This window comes from Shewanella sp. SG41-3 (genome assembly GCF_014164545.1).
Taxonomy (GTDB): Bacteria; Pseudomonadota; Gammaproteobacteria; order Enterobacterales; family Shewanellaceae; genus Shewanella; species Shewanella vesiculosa.
On the sequence record NZ_JACJFJ010000002.1, the window covers coordinates 312,364 to 329,469 of the forward strand.

14 protein-coding genes and 1 riboswitch are annotated in these 17,106 nt (G+C 43.9%); of the genes, 5 read left to right on the plus strand and 9 right to left on the minus strand.

The window, feature by feature from the left end; all coding sequences use genetic code 11:
* Window positions 1-96: 96 nt before the first annotated feature.
* Window positions 97-1,464 (minus strand): aldehyde dehydrogenase, encoded by a 1,368-nt coding sequence (locus H5164_RS04645; protein ID WP_220492647.1) that lies wholly within the window; start codon window positions 1,462-1,464, stop codon window positions 97-99.
* 111 nt (window positions 1,465-1,575) lie between these two features.
* On the opposite strand from H5164_RS04645, the gene H5164_RS04650 reads away from it, so the two are divergent.
* The gene (locus tag H5164_RS04650; protein ID WP_124015612.1) at window positions 1,576-1,932 is read left to right on the plus strand and encodes a helix-turn-helix domain-containing protein; all 357 of its coding nucleotides are present in this window, start codon (window positions 1,576-1,578) and stop codon (window positions 1,930-1,932) included.
* Between the two features lie 146 nt (window positions 1,933-2,078).
* Complete coding sequence (locus H5164_RS04655; protein WP_182754990.1) at window positions 2,079-2,915, plus strand: ABC transporter substrate-binding protein; 837 nt, start codon at window positions 2,079-2,081, stop codon at window positions 2,913-2,915.
* Between the two features lie 51 nt (window positions 2,916-2,966).
* Here the strand turns inward: H5164_RS04655 and cobO are convergent, their stop codons facing one another.
* From cobO to H5164_RS04695, 8 genes are all read right to left on the minus strand, one after another.
* Entirely contained in the window at window positions 2,967-3,605 is a 639-nt protein-coding gene (gene cobO, locus H5164_RS04660) for a cob(I)yrinic acid a,c-diamide adenosyltransferase (RefSeq protein ID WP_124015610.1), read from the minus strand.
* A complete protein-coding gene (locus H5164_RS04665; RefSeq protein WP_182754993.1) occupies window positions 3,602-5,170 on the minus strand; it encodes a cobyric acid synthase in 1,569 nt (522 codons plus the stop codon). Before H5164_RS04665 ends, cobO begins: the two co-directional genes overlap by 4 nt.
* The gene (cobU, locus tag H5164_RS04670) at window positions 5,170-5,700 is read right to left on the minus strand and encodes a bifunctional adenosylcobinamide kinase/adenosylcobinamide-phosphate guanylyltransferase (RefSeq protein WP_182742521.1); all 531 of its coding nucleotides are present in this window, start codon (window positions 5,698-5,700) and stop codon (window positions 5,170-5,172) included. The genes H5164_RS04665 and cobU overlap by 1 nt, the downstream gene beginning before the upstream one ends.
* Window positions 5,700-6,485, minus strand: a complete 786-nt coding sequence (locus H5164_RS04675) for an adenosylcobinamide-GDP ribazoletransferase (RefSeq protein ID WP_124015607.1) — start codon at window positions 6,483-6,485, stop codon at window positions 5,700-5,702. Before H5164_RS04675 ends, cobU begins: the two co-directional genes overlap by 1 nt.
* A gap of 9 nt (window positions 6,486-6,494) precedes the next feature.
* Window positions 6,495-7,550, minus strand: coding sequence for a nicotinate-nucleotide--dimethylbenzimidazole phosphoribosyltransferase (gene cobT / locus H5164_RS04680; protein WP_182754995.1), 1,056 nt, complete (start codon window positions 7,548-7,550; stop codon window positions 6,495-6,497).
* An 86-nt stretch (window positions 7,551-7,636) separates the two neighbouring features.
* On the minus strand, window positions 7,637-8,743 hold the full coding sequence (locus H5164_RS04685) for an iron ABC transporter permease (protein WP_182754997.1): 1,107 nt from the start codon (window positions 8,741-8,743) through the stop codon (window positions 7,637-7,639).
* Window positions 8,736-9,545: an ABC transporter ATP-binding protein gene (locus H5164_RS04690; RefSeq protein ID WP_124015604.1), complete on the minus strand. Its 810-nt coding sequence runs from the start codon at window positions 9,543-9,545 to the stop codon at window positions 8,736-8,738. Before H5164_RS04690 ends, H5164_RS04685 begins: the two co-directional genes overlap by 8 nt.
* A 78-nt stretch (window positions 9,546-9,623) precedes the next feature.
* A riboswitch (cobalamin riboswitch) is annotated at window positions 9,624-9,760 on the minus strand.
* A 121-nt stretch (window positions 9,761-9,881) separates the two neighbouring features.
* Window positions 9,882-10,595, minus strand: coding sequence for a histidine phosphatase family protein (locus tag H5164_RS04695; protein WP_182754999.1), 714 nt, complete (start codon window positions 10,593-10,595; stop codon window positions 9,882-9,884).
* A gap of 420 nt (window positions 10,596-11,015) precedes the next feature.
* Between H5164_RS04695 and metH the strand changes: the two genes are divergently transcribed.
* The 3 genes from metH (at window position 11,016) to H5164_RS04710 (ending at window position 17,039) form a co-directional block, all read left to right on the plus strand.
* Window positions 11,016-14,732 carry a methionine synthase gene (gene metH, locus H5164_RS04700; protein ID WP_182722711.1) on the plus strand — a complete coding sequence of 1,239 codons (3,717 nt, stop codon included), beginning with the start codon at window positions 11,016-11,018 and terminating at the stop codon, window positions 14,730-14,732.
* 616 nt (window positions 14,733-15,348) lie between these two features.
* Window positions 15,349-15,846: a DUF6795 domain-containing protein gene (locus H5164_RS04705; protein WP_182722710.1), complete on the plus strand. Its 498-nt coding sequence runs from the start codon at window positions 15,349-15,351 to the stop codon at window positions 15,844-15,846.
* Between the two features lie 32 nt (window positions 15,847-15,878).
* Window positions 15,879-17,039: a lipase family protein gene (locus tag H5164_RS04710; RefSeq protein ID WP_165870058.1), complete on the plus strand. Its 1,161-nt coding sequence runs from the start codon at window positions 15,879-15,881 to the stop codon at window positions 17,037-17,039.
* Window positions 17,040-17,106: the final 67 nt, after the last annotated feature.

Here is a 17,106-nt window from a genome sequence, read left to right on the forward strand (position 1 = left end):
GCAATGTTTAACTAAAAAAGTGTGAGAGTTATTGTTTAATAAACATTATTTACTAAAAAATAACTGCTTACGAATAAGTCTGGCTAACCGCAAAAATTAATAACTCATCACTCGCACTTGAGCAAATTGGCGATGCCCAGCTGCAGTGCCATGAAAACCAAAACCACTTTGCTTAGCTCCTACCCATGGCGCATTGCCAGCACCAGCACCTTGATTAACCCCAACCATGCCAGCCTCAAGTTGTTCGGCAACGGCTTTAGCGCCTTGGCCACCAAACACCACAGCAGCTAAACCATAGTGGCTGTTATTAGCGCGACTAATGGCTTCATCAATATCACTAAAACGGCTGATAGCCACTACAGGGCCAAAGGTTTCTTCACGTTCTAGCAGCATTTCAGGAGTAATATCTGTCACAACTGTAGGTTGAATAAACGGTAGTTCATAGTGATCACTACCTAATAAAATACTCGCGCCTTTGGCTGTAGCATCTTGTAACTGCTCAAGTACTTTTTGGTGCTGTGTAGGATTCACTATCGGGCCAATATTCACATTCGCGGCGTCCCATGCCCCCACACGATAACGGCTGGCTAAGGCCACCACTTTTTGTTCAAACTCATCGGCAATTTGCTGGTCTACATACACTCGTTCTGAGGAAGTGCACATCTGCCCAGCGTTTTCAAACGAGCTTGCCACCGCAAAACGCACCGCGGCATCCATATTGGCACCGGCCATGACAATCATAGGATCGTTGCCGCCAAGCTCCATTACTAAACGTTTTAAACCCGATGCGGCATTAGCCATAATATGTTTACCTGCAGCCATAGACCCGGTAAATGCCACCATATTAATGTCTGCAGCAACCAGTGCCTGGCCAAGGGCTTTATCACCTTGAACCACTTGCAGCACATGCTGTGGTAGCACCTTATTAAGGGTATTAATAAACAATTCGGCCACCAGCGGAGTTTGTTCAGACGGCTTTAATATCACACTGTTACCCGCTATAAGTGCTGGCATCAGTAAGTTATTGGCCATGGCTATCGGATAATTCCAGGGCGAAATGACGGCTACAACACCCAAAGGACGGTATTGTAATTCAGTACGATTATCAACTTGCTCAGTGGCTAATGCATCGCCTATTTCACTGGCAAAATAACCTGCATTTTGTAATGTACCGCCCACTTCATAGGTGGCACGGCGATAATCTTTGCCCATTTCTTGGCCAATGAGTGTTGCCAGTTCATCTTGCACTGCGTGTAATTGTTGATACGCTTTAACCACATACTGTTGGCGTTCAACTAATGGCAAACTTGCCCAAGCTTTTTGAGCAACTTGCGCATTGCTTATCACTATTGGCAACTGCTCGATGCTGGTTGTTTCTACGCTACCTACCGCTGTGGCTTCAATGTGTTCTCCGCCATCGACTTTATGATAACTCGCGGGATCGTAAGAGGTTAATACTGCCATGGAGAAACATTCCTTAATGGTACTAAAGTGACGCTAGTCTAATTGCTGTCTATTTTGATACAATGGAATACAAAAGCAACCAGTATACTTTTAGTAACCTAGGTTAGATTGATGAAAACTAAAATTGAAACAATGACTAACGGTCAAAAAAAAGTTATCAACGCTTGTGCTGAACCTTGCTCGGTCGAGCGTGGTATGCGGGTATTAGGTGGAAAATGGAAAGCATCGATATTATGGCACTTGCAAGATGGTCCAGTGCGATTTAATGATTTGTCGCGCATGTTAGGCGGGGCAAGTAAAAAAATGGTCGATCAACGCCTTAAAGAATTAGAAGCCCAAGGACTGGTGACTCGCCATGTGATTAGTGATCGTCCTATTGCTGTGTCTTATAGTATTACCGATCTTGGTCGCACGGCATTGGATATTTTAGAGCGTTTAAAAGAGTGGGCAGATGAGTATATTGTTTAACAAAGTACTCTGGGCTAGATCACCACAGAGATTAATTAGCTAACGACTCAACAGCTTAATTGTCACAAAATAATAACAATATGTTAGGCTTGTCACTATTACGGAGATGAAATGCATGGAAGCCTTAATCTAAGGTGCTGTTATTTATGTTGCGTTACTTATCTGTGGCGATTTTCATCATTACATTTTTCAATTCGCCGATTTCAAATGCCAGACCAGCCATCACTTTTTACACCGAAAGCTATCCTCCATTTCAGTCGCTAAATTCTCATGGAGAATTGGTTGGCTTTTCGATTGATGTGTTACATGCTACCCAGCAATACCTTGATTTTGATATTAATATTCAAATCATGCCTTGGAGCCGAGCATATAAAAATGCCGCAAAAAATCCTGATACATTTATTTTTTCGATAGGTAAATCCGAAAAACGTTTACAACTGTTTAAATGGATAGGTGATTTTCACACGGTGCGAAATGTTATTTACAAAAAGACCTCTCGAGCTGACATCAATATCGTTAACAAACAAGATATTAATCGATACACGCTGGCGTTACCAAGAAGCGACATTTCACTAGAGAGTCTCAACATTCAACATGAACACCCAAATGTCTATTTGGTTGCAAACCAAACTAAAGCCCTAAAAATGCTTTATTATGATCGAGTGGATTTAGTCAATAATAATGATATCGGCCTATCCGGCTCAATAAAGGCATTGGGGCTTAAACGGTCTGATTTCACCATTGCGTATGTTATTAATAACATCGAGCTAGGTATAGCAACCCATAAAGATACTCGGGTTGAATTACTCGAAATGATGCGACATGCATTTGATACGGTTAAACAAAATGGCCAGTTCGAGCTTATTGTAAAAAAGTGGTTTCCTGAACGAATATCACCACAAGCAGCAACTCAGATCGCGGGACCAATAACGGTTGAGCCTGATAATCATAGTCAAACCACGATTGAACCACTTTCGCTTTAATTGGCTCATGTCGCTAAAACCAGTATATGGGTTCAGCGACAACATCAATGATTAATAATCGAACCCTAACTGCGCTTTAATGCCATCATTAAACGCATGTTTTATCGGAACAATTTCACTTACTGTATCAGCTAACTCAATAATGTCACGATGACAAGCGCGGCCAGTGATAATCACATGTTGCATCGCTGGGCGATTTCTTAACGCCGTTAATACTCGCTCAAGTTCGATATAGTGATAACTGACCATGTAAGTTAATTCATCTAACAACACCATGTTGATCGATTCATCTTTAAGGAGTTTTTCAGCTTCGAGCCAAGCTTCCATGGCAGCTTGGGTGTCTTTTTCTTTGTCTTGAGTTTCCCAAGTAAAGCCGGTGCCCATGACATGAAATGGTACACCTGCACCTTCGAGTAAATTACGCTCACCACAAGCCCAAGTGCCTTTAATAAATTGCACTACCGCGGCTTTATGACCATGACCCACAGCGCGCGTCACAGAGCCAAAACCAGAGGTTGATTTGCCTTTACCATTACCGGTTAACACTAATAAAATGCCTTTCTCATCTTGAGCAGCAGCAATTTTGGCATCAACACCCACTTTAACTTTCTGTTGGCGGGCTTTATGACGTTCAGCTTTGTTTGCATCAATAGTGCTAGCTTGTTCATTATCGTGGTTATCAGTTGTCATGAGATTATTCCTTTCAATGTGTTCAAGTCCAAATGCGCTTCTAACACGTCGGCAAGACGATTTAGTTGCTGCTCGCGGATCTGGTTAATATCAATAGCATGGCGACTCTCTAAGCCGGCCCACTGCAAAATAAGTTGGCATGCTGCGGGATGATCGAATAATCCATGCACGTAAGTCGCTAAAATTTGTTGGTCATTGCTCACCATGCCATCAAGCTTAGTAACTGGCATGGGCTGATCGGCATATTGTTCAATCGATAACGGCTGAGTTATATTCTCTGTAAGTGAAGACTCACCACAATGGATCTCATAGCCACTAAACTCTACCTGCTGGCCTTGTAAACGTAAGTGACCCCTTACTTGAGTTAAGGTTTTACTGGCAGTTAGTACGGTAATAATCGGTAATAAGCCCAATCCGGTACTGCAACCAACGTTATCTTCAATACCTAAGGGATCATCAATCCACTCACCGAGCATTTGATAGCCGCCACAAATCCCGATGACTTTACCGCCGTAACGTAAATGCTTTTTCAAGGCGAGATCCCAACCTTGCTCGCGCACAAAAGCTAAATCTGCACGCACATTTTTACTGCCAGGCAATATGACTAAATCCGCGGCTGGCCACTCAGATGCTTGAGCCATGCTCTGCATAGTCACATAATGAAAATCAATATGTGGATGTAAACGCAGTGGATCAAAATCGGTATGATTACTGATCCTTGGATACACTAATACCAACACAGACAAACGCTGACTGGCAGATAATGCGGTCGATAACGTGCTTTGAGGGTTATCAATTAATGCATCTTCAGCGTCTAAATGCAGATCGTGCAAATAAGGTAATACGCCTAATACTGGTTTTTGAGTATAAGCTTCAAGCCAGTCGATACCAGACTGCAACAAGCTAATATCACCGCGAAAACGATTAATCACAAAGCCTTTTACCCGTGCTTGCTCAGACGGGCTTAATAATGCCAACGTACCAACTAAATGGGCGAACACACCACCTTTGTCAATATCGGCAATAATGATTACTGGGCAATCAGCCTCCTCAGCAAAGCCCATATTGGCAATATCACCTTGGCGTAAATTAATTTCGGCCGGGCTACCCGCACCTTCAGTCACCACCAAGGAATATTGCTGCTGCAGGCGAGTGTAAGATTGCATTACCGCCGCTAATGCTATGGTTTTATAACCTTGGCTCTGAGGTCCGAAAAAGGCCTTAGCTTCTAATGTAGACAAGGCTTTACCGTGAATAATCACTTGCGCGCTCGTATCTGAGCTGGGCTTTAATAACACCGGATTAAAATCGGTATGAGGCGCTAAACCACAAGCAATAGCCTGCAGTGCTTGGGCGCGGCCAATTTCACCACCATCAAGGGTTACGGCGCTGTTTAACGCCATATTTTGCGGCTTAAACGGAGCAACGCTCACGCCTTGACGGGCAAATAAACGACACAGCCCCGCCACTAAGGTGCTTTTACCCGCATCGGAAGTAGTGCCTTGCACCATTAATGCGCCGCAAAGGGGGTCACCTGTTACAGGTGTGGAATGAACTAATGACATTATGCTTTTAAGGGCAATGGCAGGCCTGCAACCACCAAAGTCACTTGGTCAGATATCGCTGCTATCGCTTGATTTAACCAACCAGCTTCATCAACAAAACGGCGGTTGAGCTCGCCCATAGGCACAATACCCGAACCGACTTCATTGCTAACTAACACCACTTCACTTTGCAATGCAGACAAACTGTCGAGCAATAATGACTTTTGCATGGCCCACGAAGCGCCATCATCTAGTAGTAAATGATTGGTAAGTAATAAGGTTAGGCAATCGAGCAAGATCACTTGCTGGGGTTTATCGATTGCCACTAAGGTTTGGGCAATATCATAAGCTTGTTCGTGCAGTATCCAGCCATGGGGGCTGGATACTCTATCTTGTTGGTGTTGGTGAATACGTTGCGACATTTCTGTGTCTAACGCGGTCGCGGTTGCTAAATACACGCATTGATAACCAATCGCTGCGTATTCAGCAACGCATTGCTCAGCAAAGCGACTCTTACCACTGCGCGCACCACCTAACACCAAATGAATCATTAGCTTAACCCAACCGCTAAAATAACTAAGTAACAACATACTTCGCTGATTTGTTGCGCTGCCCCTAACGTATCACCGGTGTAGCCACCAATCTGTTTACGGAAAAAGCCACCAAGCAAAATACGCACTAACCACAAGGTAATAAACAACACAAATGCCGCCACGCCGTTAAGCCATAACAACACAAAAATACCGCTGGCAATCAAAATAAATAAATCGTTTAACTGTTGGTTTTCTGCAATAGGCTTAGATTTGCTGCTATCGTCATCGCGAACATATTGTTCACTAAAAATTAAGCTAGAAGCCACCACTCGACTTAAGGTATGACCTGCTACCAGAGCGCTTACCGCAGCCATAGGGCTGTATAATGCTAGCTCGACTAACAGTTGCCATTTCAGTAATAACACTAACCCCAAGGCTAAAGCACCATAACTGCCTAAGCGCGAATCTTTCATAATCCGCAGCTTATCTTCTACCGTCCAACCGCCACCAAAGCCATCAGCGGTGTCGGCTAAGCCGTCTTCATGAAATCCACCAGTCACCAACACACCAGCCACCATCGCCAGTAGAATGGCAATGCTCGCCGGTAAAATTAATTGTGCTAACCAAAATACCAACGCACAAATCAAACCAATCATTAAACCGACCAAACCAAAATAACGACTGGCCTGATTCAATTTATCGCGATCAATCACCACCCATGATGGAACGGGGATCCGAGTAAAAAAACTCATTGCCACAAAAAACAAATTTAACTGCCGCAACCACTTTATCTCGCCAGACATGTTGTACCCTTAAACGACATTATGAACGCCAGCATCATCGAAACTGGCCATTTGATTGTAAAAATGCACCGCGGCTTGAATTAACGGCAAGGCTAATGCAGCGCCAGTGCCTTCTCCAAGTCTTAATCCCAGCGACAACAAAGGTGTTGCTTGTAGCTGTTGTAACAAAAGCTTGTGTCCTTGCTCTTGCGACTCGTGAGCAAAGATTAAATAGTCTCTTGATTGTGGGGATAATTTTACCGCAACTAATGCTGCAGCAGTAGCGATAAAACCATCAATGACCACTAATATTTTTTGCTCTGCGGCTGCTAAAATAGCCCCAGTCATTTGCACGATTTCAAAGCCCCCCACATGAGCTAAAATAGCCTCTGGAGACACTAAAGCAGGCTGATGCAATGCCAGAGCTTGATTAATTAATTGTGTTTTGGTGACCAAGGTTGCATCGTCAATGCCCGTGCCTCGGCCAACACATTGCTCAACATCAATATTAAGCATTGCTGACATTACCGCCGTCGCGGCAGACGTATTACCTATGCCCATTTCACCTAAGGCAATGAGATTACAGCCTCCAGCAACATGACGCATAACCAGCTGGCGAGCTAACTCAAACCCTTGGGCGACTTTTTCAAGCTCCATAGCAGCACATAAATGCATGGCGTGAGTACCGGCGCCTAAGCGCTGATCGATAACGCCCGTTTGCCCTGTCAGCGGTTGTAATATACCGCAATCAATAATTTCAAGTTCAAAGCCGACCTGACGACAAAACACGTTAATTGCCGCGCCGCCTTGAACAAAGTTATGCACCATTTGAGTCGTCACTTCGCTTGGCGCAATCGACACGCCATAAGCGGCAATACCATGGTCGGCAGCAAACACTAACATAGTTGGCTTAGTGATTTGCAGCTGTGTACTTAATCGCTGCTGATTGCCATTATATTGCACCCGAGCAACCTGTAATGCCAACGATTCTAGTTGACCTAAAGCCCCTAGCGGTTTGGTTTTTTGATTAATCTTATGCTGGATAATGTCATCAACATCTGGATTAACGGCTTCTATAACAAACATTTCAACTCCAACAACTTGGGCTAATAAATTTCAACATGATGCGCATAGCAATTCTTATAAAAGTTCTTATACCTGTGTCTAAATAATTAGCGCCGTTGGCGTAAAATAAACAAGAAAAACACACTACCTAACGCTGCTGTAATAATACCAACGGGCAATTCTTGATTAAATAAAACACACCGTGCTATCACATCAATCCACACCATAAATAAGCCACCCAACATCGCGGTTAAGATCATCGGCTGACGCCCAGAAAACAATAACCTAACCGTGTGCGGGATCATTAAACCGACAAAACCAATGCCACCACACGTTGCCACTAGCATTGCCGTAATAAGCGAACACAGTAACAACATACTTAAACGCAATTTAGCGACATTAATTCCTAAGGTATGCGCGGTTTCATCTCCCGCTTGCAACGCCATAATTTGTCGTCTAAAGGTCAACATAATCAATAAACTAACCCCTACCGTTACACTCGGTAACAGTAAGTTAGACCAACTGGCTTTGGCAAAACTGCCTAAACTCCAAAACAGCACTGACGCCGCAGCCTGTGGGGTCGAAAAATACAACAACAAACTGGTCAATGCACCAAACAGAAACGAGGTCGCCACACCGGATAACAACATACGTTCAACTTGGCTACTTCGACCAGGTCCCGACAACATAAACACCACCAACACAGATAAACTGGCGCCGATGAATGCTCCTATCGGAATACTTAATGTTGACCAAGACCACCAAGGTTGTGCGGTAAAGTTTGGCGCTAGAGTAAATACCCCTGAAAACATCTCGGCAAACAAACCCGTTTGACTGAATAACGACACCACCAACACCGCACCAAATGACGCCCCAGAGCTAATGCCAAACAAATACGGGTCAGCTAAAGGATTGCGGGTCACGGTTTGTAATACACTGCCCGCTATAGACAAACCAGCGCCGGCGACAAAGGCCAATAAAATTCTCGGTAAGCGTAATTCAAGCACAATACGTTGGGTTATCTTAACCGCATGATCACTGCCATCAATCGCACTCGGCATATCGCCGCCTAATAAGGTATTAAATATCATTAATACGTCATTTAGATGAATATTGGCCGCCCCAAAACTGGCGGCAAAAATCGGGGTAAGCAGTGTAACCACAACCAACAAGCTGAAGTAAACATAGTAGCGACGTTGGGATGCATCAATCATGATCAGGGCCCACTTTGTGGCTGGGTTGGTAACCATAAAAATAACTAATCAGGGGCTTTGCGTGTTGTGGATGAACATTAATGTCGCAGCACACACCGAACACATCACTAATTTGTCGCTCGGTCAGCACTTCAGTTGGAGTGCCTTTAGCAATTAACTGTCCGTGATCGAGTAGTAATAATTTATCGCACATCGCGCTGGCTAAATTTAGATCATGTATCGATGCGATAACACTAATGCCTAATGATTTGACCAGTTCAAGAATTTGAATTTGATAACGAATATCTAAATGATTAGTGGGTTCATCTAAAATAAGAATATGCGGTTGTTGCACGATAGCACGGGCAATAAGTGCACGCTGCTTTTCACCACCAGATAACAGTTCATACTGTTGCAGTGCTTGTTGCTGCAAGCCCACTTTGGCTAATGCGCTTAATACACGTTCACGGTCTTGGACGGTATTAGGATCAAACAAGCCTTTATGCGGCGTTAACCCCATGGTCACTAACTGCTCTGTGGTCATGTCAAAATAATGCGGCGTATCTTGTTGTACCACCGCAATATTTTGCGCTAGCAACTTAGATGAAAACTCACTGATGGGTTTGGAAAAAATCGCAATATCGCCGCTCGTGGGCACAATGTAACGATACAGGCAACGTAACAAGCTTGACTTACCCGCGCCATTTGGGCCAATTAAGCCTAGCATTTGGCCTTTAGGCAGACTGAAATGAATGTCAGCCAAAATCATTTTATTATCGACTTGCCAAAAAAGATGATTTACATCTAATACAGACTCAGACATGCAAGTAACCTCGCCATGTCCAATTAATTAACACATACATCGATTTAATCACTCCCCTAAGTCACCCGCTTAGGTATGAATAATGAGGCGATTCAAAGCTGGTATCTGACTTATGCACCAATACTTAATTGATCCATTTACAGTTGCGGGTACAGTTTGGGCTTATCCCAATTCCCAATACCTTGAAAGGCACTACTTTTTAAACTATCGTGTTGAAGATAATCATCTTAACGACATGATGTTAATACAATAAATAGTAAGCTAGTCATTTTAACACCATGATATTGAGACTATAACGACGATGACAGTAACGCCATAATACGACTCTGGTGGTTCTCAAGTCTTAGGCCAATGTAAGGTAAAACTCACTTTAGCGGCTTTAGTATCTTTTATTGGCGGCTGAAAACGATCAATATTATCAACATCGTCAGGCCAATACACATCGAGCACCATAATAGCAGCATAGGGGATCGCTAGGTTAGCGAATAATCCGCTACATTGGCCAGTATTGAGTACATATCCGACTAAACAGCGCATTACGCCACCATGAGTCACCACTAACGCATGGGGACAATCGTCACCATTAGGCTTTTTTTGGGCACTATCGGTCTGCGCAAAAGAGCTCCACAGAGCATCAACAACGGTCATTAAGCCAGCTTCCACTCGTGCGGCAAAATCGGTTACCGACTCTGCCTTGTCTGGTGTATTTTGTGCCAGCCAAGGGTTATCCCAATAAGCATCAAATTGTTGTGGGTTTTGCTGATAAATAGCATCAAATGATTGCCCATCCCAGACACCAAAATCAATTTCTTGTAGTGAAGATAAAGTGGTTAACGGTAACGATAGTTGCTGTGCTAAAGCTTGGCTAAATAACTGACAACGCAACAACGGCGAACTAAATACATGACTAATCGGATATTGCTGCTCGATAAAAGCTTGCTGCATTTGCGTCATACCAATATCGGTAAGCTTCACATCGGTGCGGCCGCGGAATATCCCTCCACCTTCACACTCACCATGGCGCATTAATATTATCTTGGCTCGCTTCATTGACATAAACCTCAGTTAGAGAGTCATAAACATTTATCAAACAGTGCCTTGCACTGCTAACACAGAGCAAATGCCCCCTCAATTTAATTAACTATTCTGATGTTAACTTACTTATCCAGCTATCGAGTAAATCAAATTAAATCAAATTGCGCCTCATTGAGCTTAAATCAGCCTTGCTCTAGCGGTAAAAATTCGCGTACTATGGACGTCTATACGTTTATATGTCCAAAATACTATCTTAACAGGTCAGCATATAAAAGGTCATCATTATGAGCAATAGCTCTGATCTATAGTAGCAACCAAAAATTGCCTGTAGTAGCTGTAATAAACAATGATGTTATCGCCCTACTCTGGTAAAAATAAGGGTATGCTTATCTCAATTAAGGTATCAAGCAACATAGTGATAAAAAGGTAACTGTTATGGCGAAATCGACTTCTTACAGTCAAACACTTGAACAACTTAATGCATTGTTAGCGCAGCGTATTGTGATTTTAGATGGCGCCATGGGCACCATGATCCAAGACTATAAGTTGGAAGAAGAAGATTATCGTGGCGAGCGTTTTAAAGATTGGCATTGCGATGTTAAAGGCAACAATGACTTATTAGTACTCAGCCAAGCGCAAATTATTAAAGATATTCATACCCAGTACCTGTTAAACGGTGCCGACATTATTGAAACCAACACCTTTAATGCCACCACCATCGCCATGGCCGATTACGATATGCAGTCTCTGGCCGCCGAAATTAACCTAGCCGGAGCCCAAATTGCCCGCCAAGCAGCCGACGAAGTGGCTGCGCAAACGGGTTTGCCACGTTATGTTGCTGGCGTATTAGGCCCAACTAACCGCACCTGCTCTATCAGTCCAGACGTTAACGACCCTGGGTTTCGTAATGTCAGTTTCGACCAATTAGTCGACGCTTATGTCGAATCCACCAGCGCCTTAATTGAAGGCGGCGCCGATATCATTATGGTTGAAACCATTTTTGATACCTTAAACGCCAAAGCCGCCCTGTTCGCGATTGAAAAAGTATTCGATCAACTCGGCGATCGCCTACCTGTTATGATCTCAGGCACCATTACCGACGCCTCAGGCCGAACCTTAACAGGGCAAACCACAGAAGCCTTTTATAACTCTTTACGCCATATCAAGCCGTTATCGATTGGCCTTAACTGCGCCCTTGGTCCTAAAGAGCTGCGCCCGTACGTTGAAGAATTATCGCGTATTGCCGAGTGTTATGTTTCCGCCCACCCAAATGCTGGCTTACCCAACGAATTTGGTGGCTACGATGAAACCCCAGAAGAAATGGCCGAAGTCATTAATCAATGGGCTCAAGAAGGCATGCTCAACATTGTCGGCGGCTGTTGTGGTAGTACACCCGCTCATATCAGCGCCATTCGTGAAGCGGTACTCAGACACGAACCCAGACAGATCCCAGATTTGCCCGTGGCTTGTCGTTTATCGGGCCTAGAGCCTTTGACCATAGATAAAAATTCGTTATTTGTTAACGTCGGCGAGCGCGCCAACGTGACCGGTTCAGCTAAGTTTTTACGCTTAATTAAAGAAGAAAAGTTTGAAGAAGCCTTAGATGTCGTGCGTGAGCAGGTTGAAAATGGCGCACAAATTATCGACGTCAACATGGACGAAGGGATGCTCGATGGCGTCGCATCAATGGCAAAGTTTTTAAACTTAATCGCCTCTGAGCCCGACATCTCTCGCGTACCAATCATGATTGACTCATCAAAATGGGAAGTGATTGAAGCCGGTCTTAAATGCGTCCAAGGCAAGTCGATTGTTAACTCGATTTCGATGAAAGAAGGCGAAGCCAAATTTATCGAACAAGCCACCTTAGTCAAACGCTATGGCGCTGCTGCCATTGTAATGGCCTTTGACGAAGACGGCCAAGCTGACACTCGTGAACGTAAAACTCAAATCTGTACTCGTGCTTATCGCATTTTGGTCGATGTTGTCGGCTTTCCTCCAGAAGATATTATTTTTGATCCCAACATCTTCGCTATTGCCACCGGTATTGATGAACACGATAATTATGCTGTCGACTTTATCGAAGCCATTAAAGACATCAAAGCCACTTTGCCACACGCGATGATCTCCGGCGGTGTGTCTAACGTGTCATTCTCATTCCGCGGTAACAACCCAGTGCGCGAAGCCATTCACGCGGTGTTTTTATACCATGCCATTCAAGCGGGAATGGATATGGGTATTGTTAACGCAGGTCAGTTAGCCATATACGATGACATTGACCCTGAGCTAAAAAAACGGGTTGAAAACGTAGTTCAAAACTTACCTTGTCCAGTAGCCGACTCAAGTAACACTGAACAATTGCTCGACATCGCAGAAAGCTTTAGAGGCGATGGCTCACAAGTGGCTAAAAAAGAAGATTTAGCCTGGCGCAGTTGGCCAGTATCGCAGCGTTTGTCGCACGCATTAGTTAAAGGTATTACTGAATTTATTGACGAAGACACTGAAGCTGCCCGCCAAGAAGCTGTGCGTCCACTGGACGTGATTGAAGGACCATTAATGGACGGCATGAACGTGGTTGGCGACTTATTTGGCGCAGGCAAAATGTTCTTACCACAAGTAGTGAAATCGGCTCGGGTAATGAAAAAAGCCGTCGCTTACCTTAATCCTTATATCGAATTGGAAAAGGTTGCGGGCCAGTCAAACGGGCGAATTTTAATGGTCACCGTAAAAGGTGATGTGCATGATATTGGTAAAAATATTGTCGGCGTAGTGCTCGCCTGTAACGGCTACGAAGTGGTCGATCTTGGGGTAATGGTATCGGTCGATAAAATTCTCGATGCAGTAAAAGAGCATAATATCGACATCATCGGCATGTCAGGTTTAATCACTCCAAGCTTAGATGAAATGGTGCACAACGTGAAAACCTTCCACCGTGAAGGCTTAACCATCCCAGCAATTATCGGTGGTGCAACCTGCTCTAAAATTCATACTGCAGTAAAAATAGCACCGCATTATCCACATGGCGCCATTTACATTGCCGATGCATCTCGTGCTGTGCCTATGGTGTCAAAACTGATTAATAACGCCACTCGCCAGGCGACCATCGACGAGGCTTACGCCGAATACGACATGATGCGTGAAAAACGTTTGTCGCAAACTAAGCGTAAAACCATCGTATCGATTGAAGCGGCGCGTGATAATCGTTGTCAACACGACTGGGAAAACTACACCCCGTTTACGCCTAATGTATTAGGACGCCAAGTATTTGATGACTACCCGCTAGAAGACCTAGTAGAACGAATCGACTGGACACCGTTCTTCAGAAGCTGGGAACTGCACGGTCATTACCCTGAAATTTTAAAAGACAAAGTCGTTGGTGAAGAAGCCGTTAAATTATTTGCCGACGGCCAAGCCATGTTGAAGCAAATTATTGCTGAAAAGTGGCTTACCGCCAAAGCAGTAATCGGTTTATTCCCAGCCAATACAGTCAACCACGACGACATTGAGCTATACACTGATGAAAGCCGCAGCACATTAGAAATGACCACCCATCATTTGCGGATGCAGCTTGAGCGCGTGGGTAACGACAACTTTTGTTTGTCTGACTTTGTTGCACCAAAAGATTCAGGCGTTGCCGACTACATGGGCGGTTTTGCGGTGACGACAGGGCACGGTATTGATGAACATGTTGCCCGTTTTGAAGCCAATCACGATGACTACAATGCGATTATGCTCAAATGTTTAGCAGACCGTTTAGCCGAAGCCTTTGCCGAGCGCATGCACGAACGTGTTCGTAAAGAATTTTGGGGTTATGCCGCGGATGAAGTGCTCGATAACGAAGCGTTAATTCGCGAACGTTATAAAGGCATTCGTCCAGCGCCAGGTTACCCAGCATGCCCAGACCACACTGAAAAAGGTTTGTTGTGGGATTTGCTCAAACCCGATGAAACTATCGATTTGAACATCACCGAAAGCTTTGCCATGTACCCAACAGCTGCAGTTTCAGGCTGGTACTTTGCCCATCCCAAATCACGCTATTTTGGCGTAACTAATATTGGTAAAGATCAGGTAGAAGACTACGCTAAGCGTAAAGGCATGACCTTAGAAGAGACAGAGAAGTGGCTAGCGCCAGTATTGGACTATGACCCGGAGTAGACTGCCCCAGAATAGAGAGTGACCGAGAGTAAAGAGTAATTCTGATTAGAGTGACCTTGAATAGATAATGATCCTGAGTAATTAGGATCATTAATTCTTTTGCAGCCTAATAACCGAGGGAATCGCCAGGTCCCACCCTTACACAGGTCAAATCAAACGTCGTTCCGGCAATGCTTTTGAGCCGGAATCCAGCCCTTTGTTTTATTAAACTCTACGGCCTGTGGCTACCGAGGTCGAGGCGCTTCACAAATAGCAAATTAACATCGTAAGGTTCCCCCTTGCATCGGTCGAAAAGGGCTCAATGGTCCCCCCCCCTCTTTTCTATTTACAGAAGAATTCCCCCTGTCGTTCCGGCAACATTTTCCCTATTTAATCGACCATGGTATTAGACAAAAACCTCAATCAAACATACCCATTTTCATTATTACACCATAAAAAATAGTCATTTATAATAATAGATACCCTTAAAGAATCACTCTACAATAACGTCGTTTAAAAAATAATCGTATGAATGACAAAACAGGGAGTTGCTTCATCTATGGCCTATAGAGCATATATTGGGATTTTTGCATTCCTGACTCTCATCGTCGCCGTTAGTTGCTACTCGGAGGAGTCAATGTTTAGCATGTTTAAAAAAGTCGATGTCGAAGTGTTTCCTGAAGTGATAGGTAGCTTAACCCATGAGGGAAAACCGCTAGCCGGTATTAAGCTAAAAAGGGGTTATAAGTATTCTGGTGTAATGGAAGAAATAGAATGGGATTACACCACGACTGACAATGAAGGGAAATTTAGCTTTCCTGAAATTATTTACAGTACAAGTCACCCTAACAAGCCTTTCGCCGAAACGCGCGTTGCGCAAGCAATTAAAGTCGCAGAAGGTGACTATACAGACACTTTTCTTTGGTCAACAGTGGCTAGAGGCGAGAAACATATATCTTATCTAGTCGAGCGATTAGCACAATTAAATTGTGACCTAGCTAATGAAGCCATTAGTCAAGAAGTCATTGATGAAGAGTTCCCCAGCGGAGTTGTGCGATATCAGATATTCAGTATTTGTCGCTGGCCTGAACTGGAAAAATTAGAAATCGAGAAGCAAAAAAGATTCGGTGAATAGCAAATAACAATACTAGTTAACAAGGAATGTTTATGACTCAATTAACCCCTAAATTAGCCTCAGAGCTTGCAGCTAAAGTGTACGATGTAATCGATTTAGAGTTAGTACAAAACTTTGGCAACCCATATATTAACAAACACTTTACATTCAACAATGTAGGCATAGGAAAAACTGGCGGGTTTATTTTTAATCGCCAGTCAGGTTTTGCGGCGATGGGGTTAGGCAAAGGACAATACCAAGGAGATGCTATCATAGCGATCCGCGGCACAGAATTTAGTTCTGCTGCAGACTGGGCTACGAATGCGCAAGTTGGCTTAAGTGTCGGTGATGGTAGCCAAATAGTGCACGCTGGATTTAATAATGCTTTTACTTCATTAAGACCGCAGTTTGCGACTTTTTTAGATAAGTGGCGTACCTCAAACCCTGGTAAGGCGATACATTTTGTCGGACATAGCTTAGGAGGAGCAATCGCCTCTCTTGCTGCCGACTGGGCATCTGTTAATAATTACGCTTCAAATATTAATTTATACACTTTTGGTGCCCCAAGAGTTGGACAACAAGGTTTTGCCACAGCTAACACCCATAGACTAAATCAAATTTTTCGCTGCACACACGGCGCCGATGTAGTCCCTAAAGTGCCTTTATGGCCTTTTATTCATGCGCCATACCAAGGTGTTGAATATCGCTTAGATAACAGTCAAGGTTTGAGGATTAGTGCTCATGGTATGGATCCTAAAGCTGGGGCTGAACCAGGTTATTTAGTCTCTGCAAACACTGAGCATTGGGGCCATTTACACGTTAAAGCTAGCGAATATTTAAAGCCGGTAAAATTACGTTATGAAAACCGCAATCAAGCAAGCTATTCAGATCAGTGGAGCGACAAACTCAGTGCAGCATTAATTACGGTCTTAAAAGAGGCTGGATATTATGGCGCAATTGTAGCGCAAGCGACGGCTTCTTACGGTTTGACATTCTATGATCTTGTCGCCAAAACCCTTGAAAAAATTGCAGCCGCGGCAGATTCTTTCGCCGACGATGTCAGAGGCCTACTCGGCCATATGTTGTCTTTTGCAGGGGCTGTAGTCACAACCGTAGTTGACTTAACTTATGCCACTATTCGAGCCATTTTCAATAGAATGCTTTCACGCTTGTATAGTAGTGTAAAAGAAGCGATTAAGTCAGTTCACAAATAATAATTATAATGACGCTAACAAAGGTCTCGGTCACTGTAATATATCATCAGGACCGAGACCTTTTATT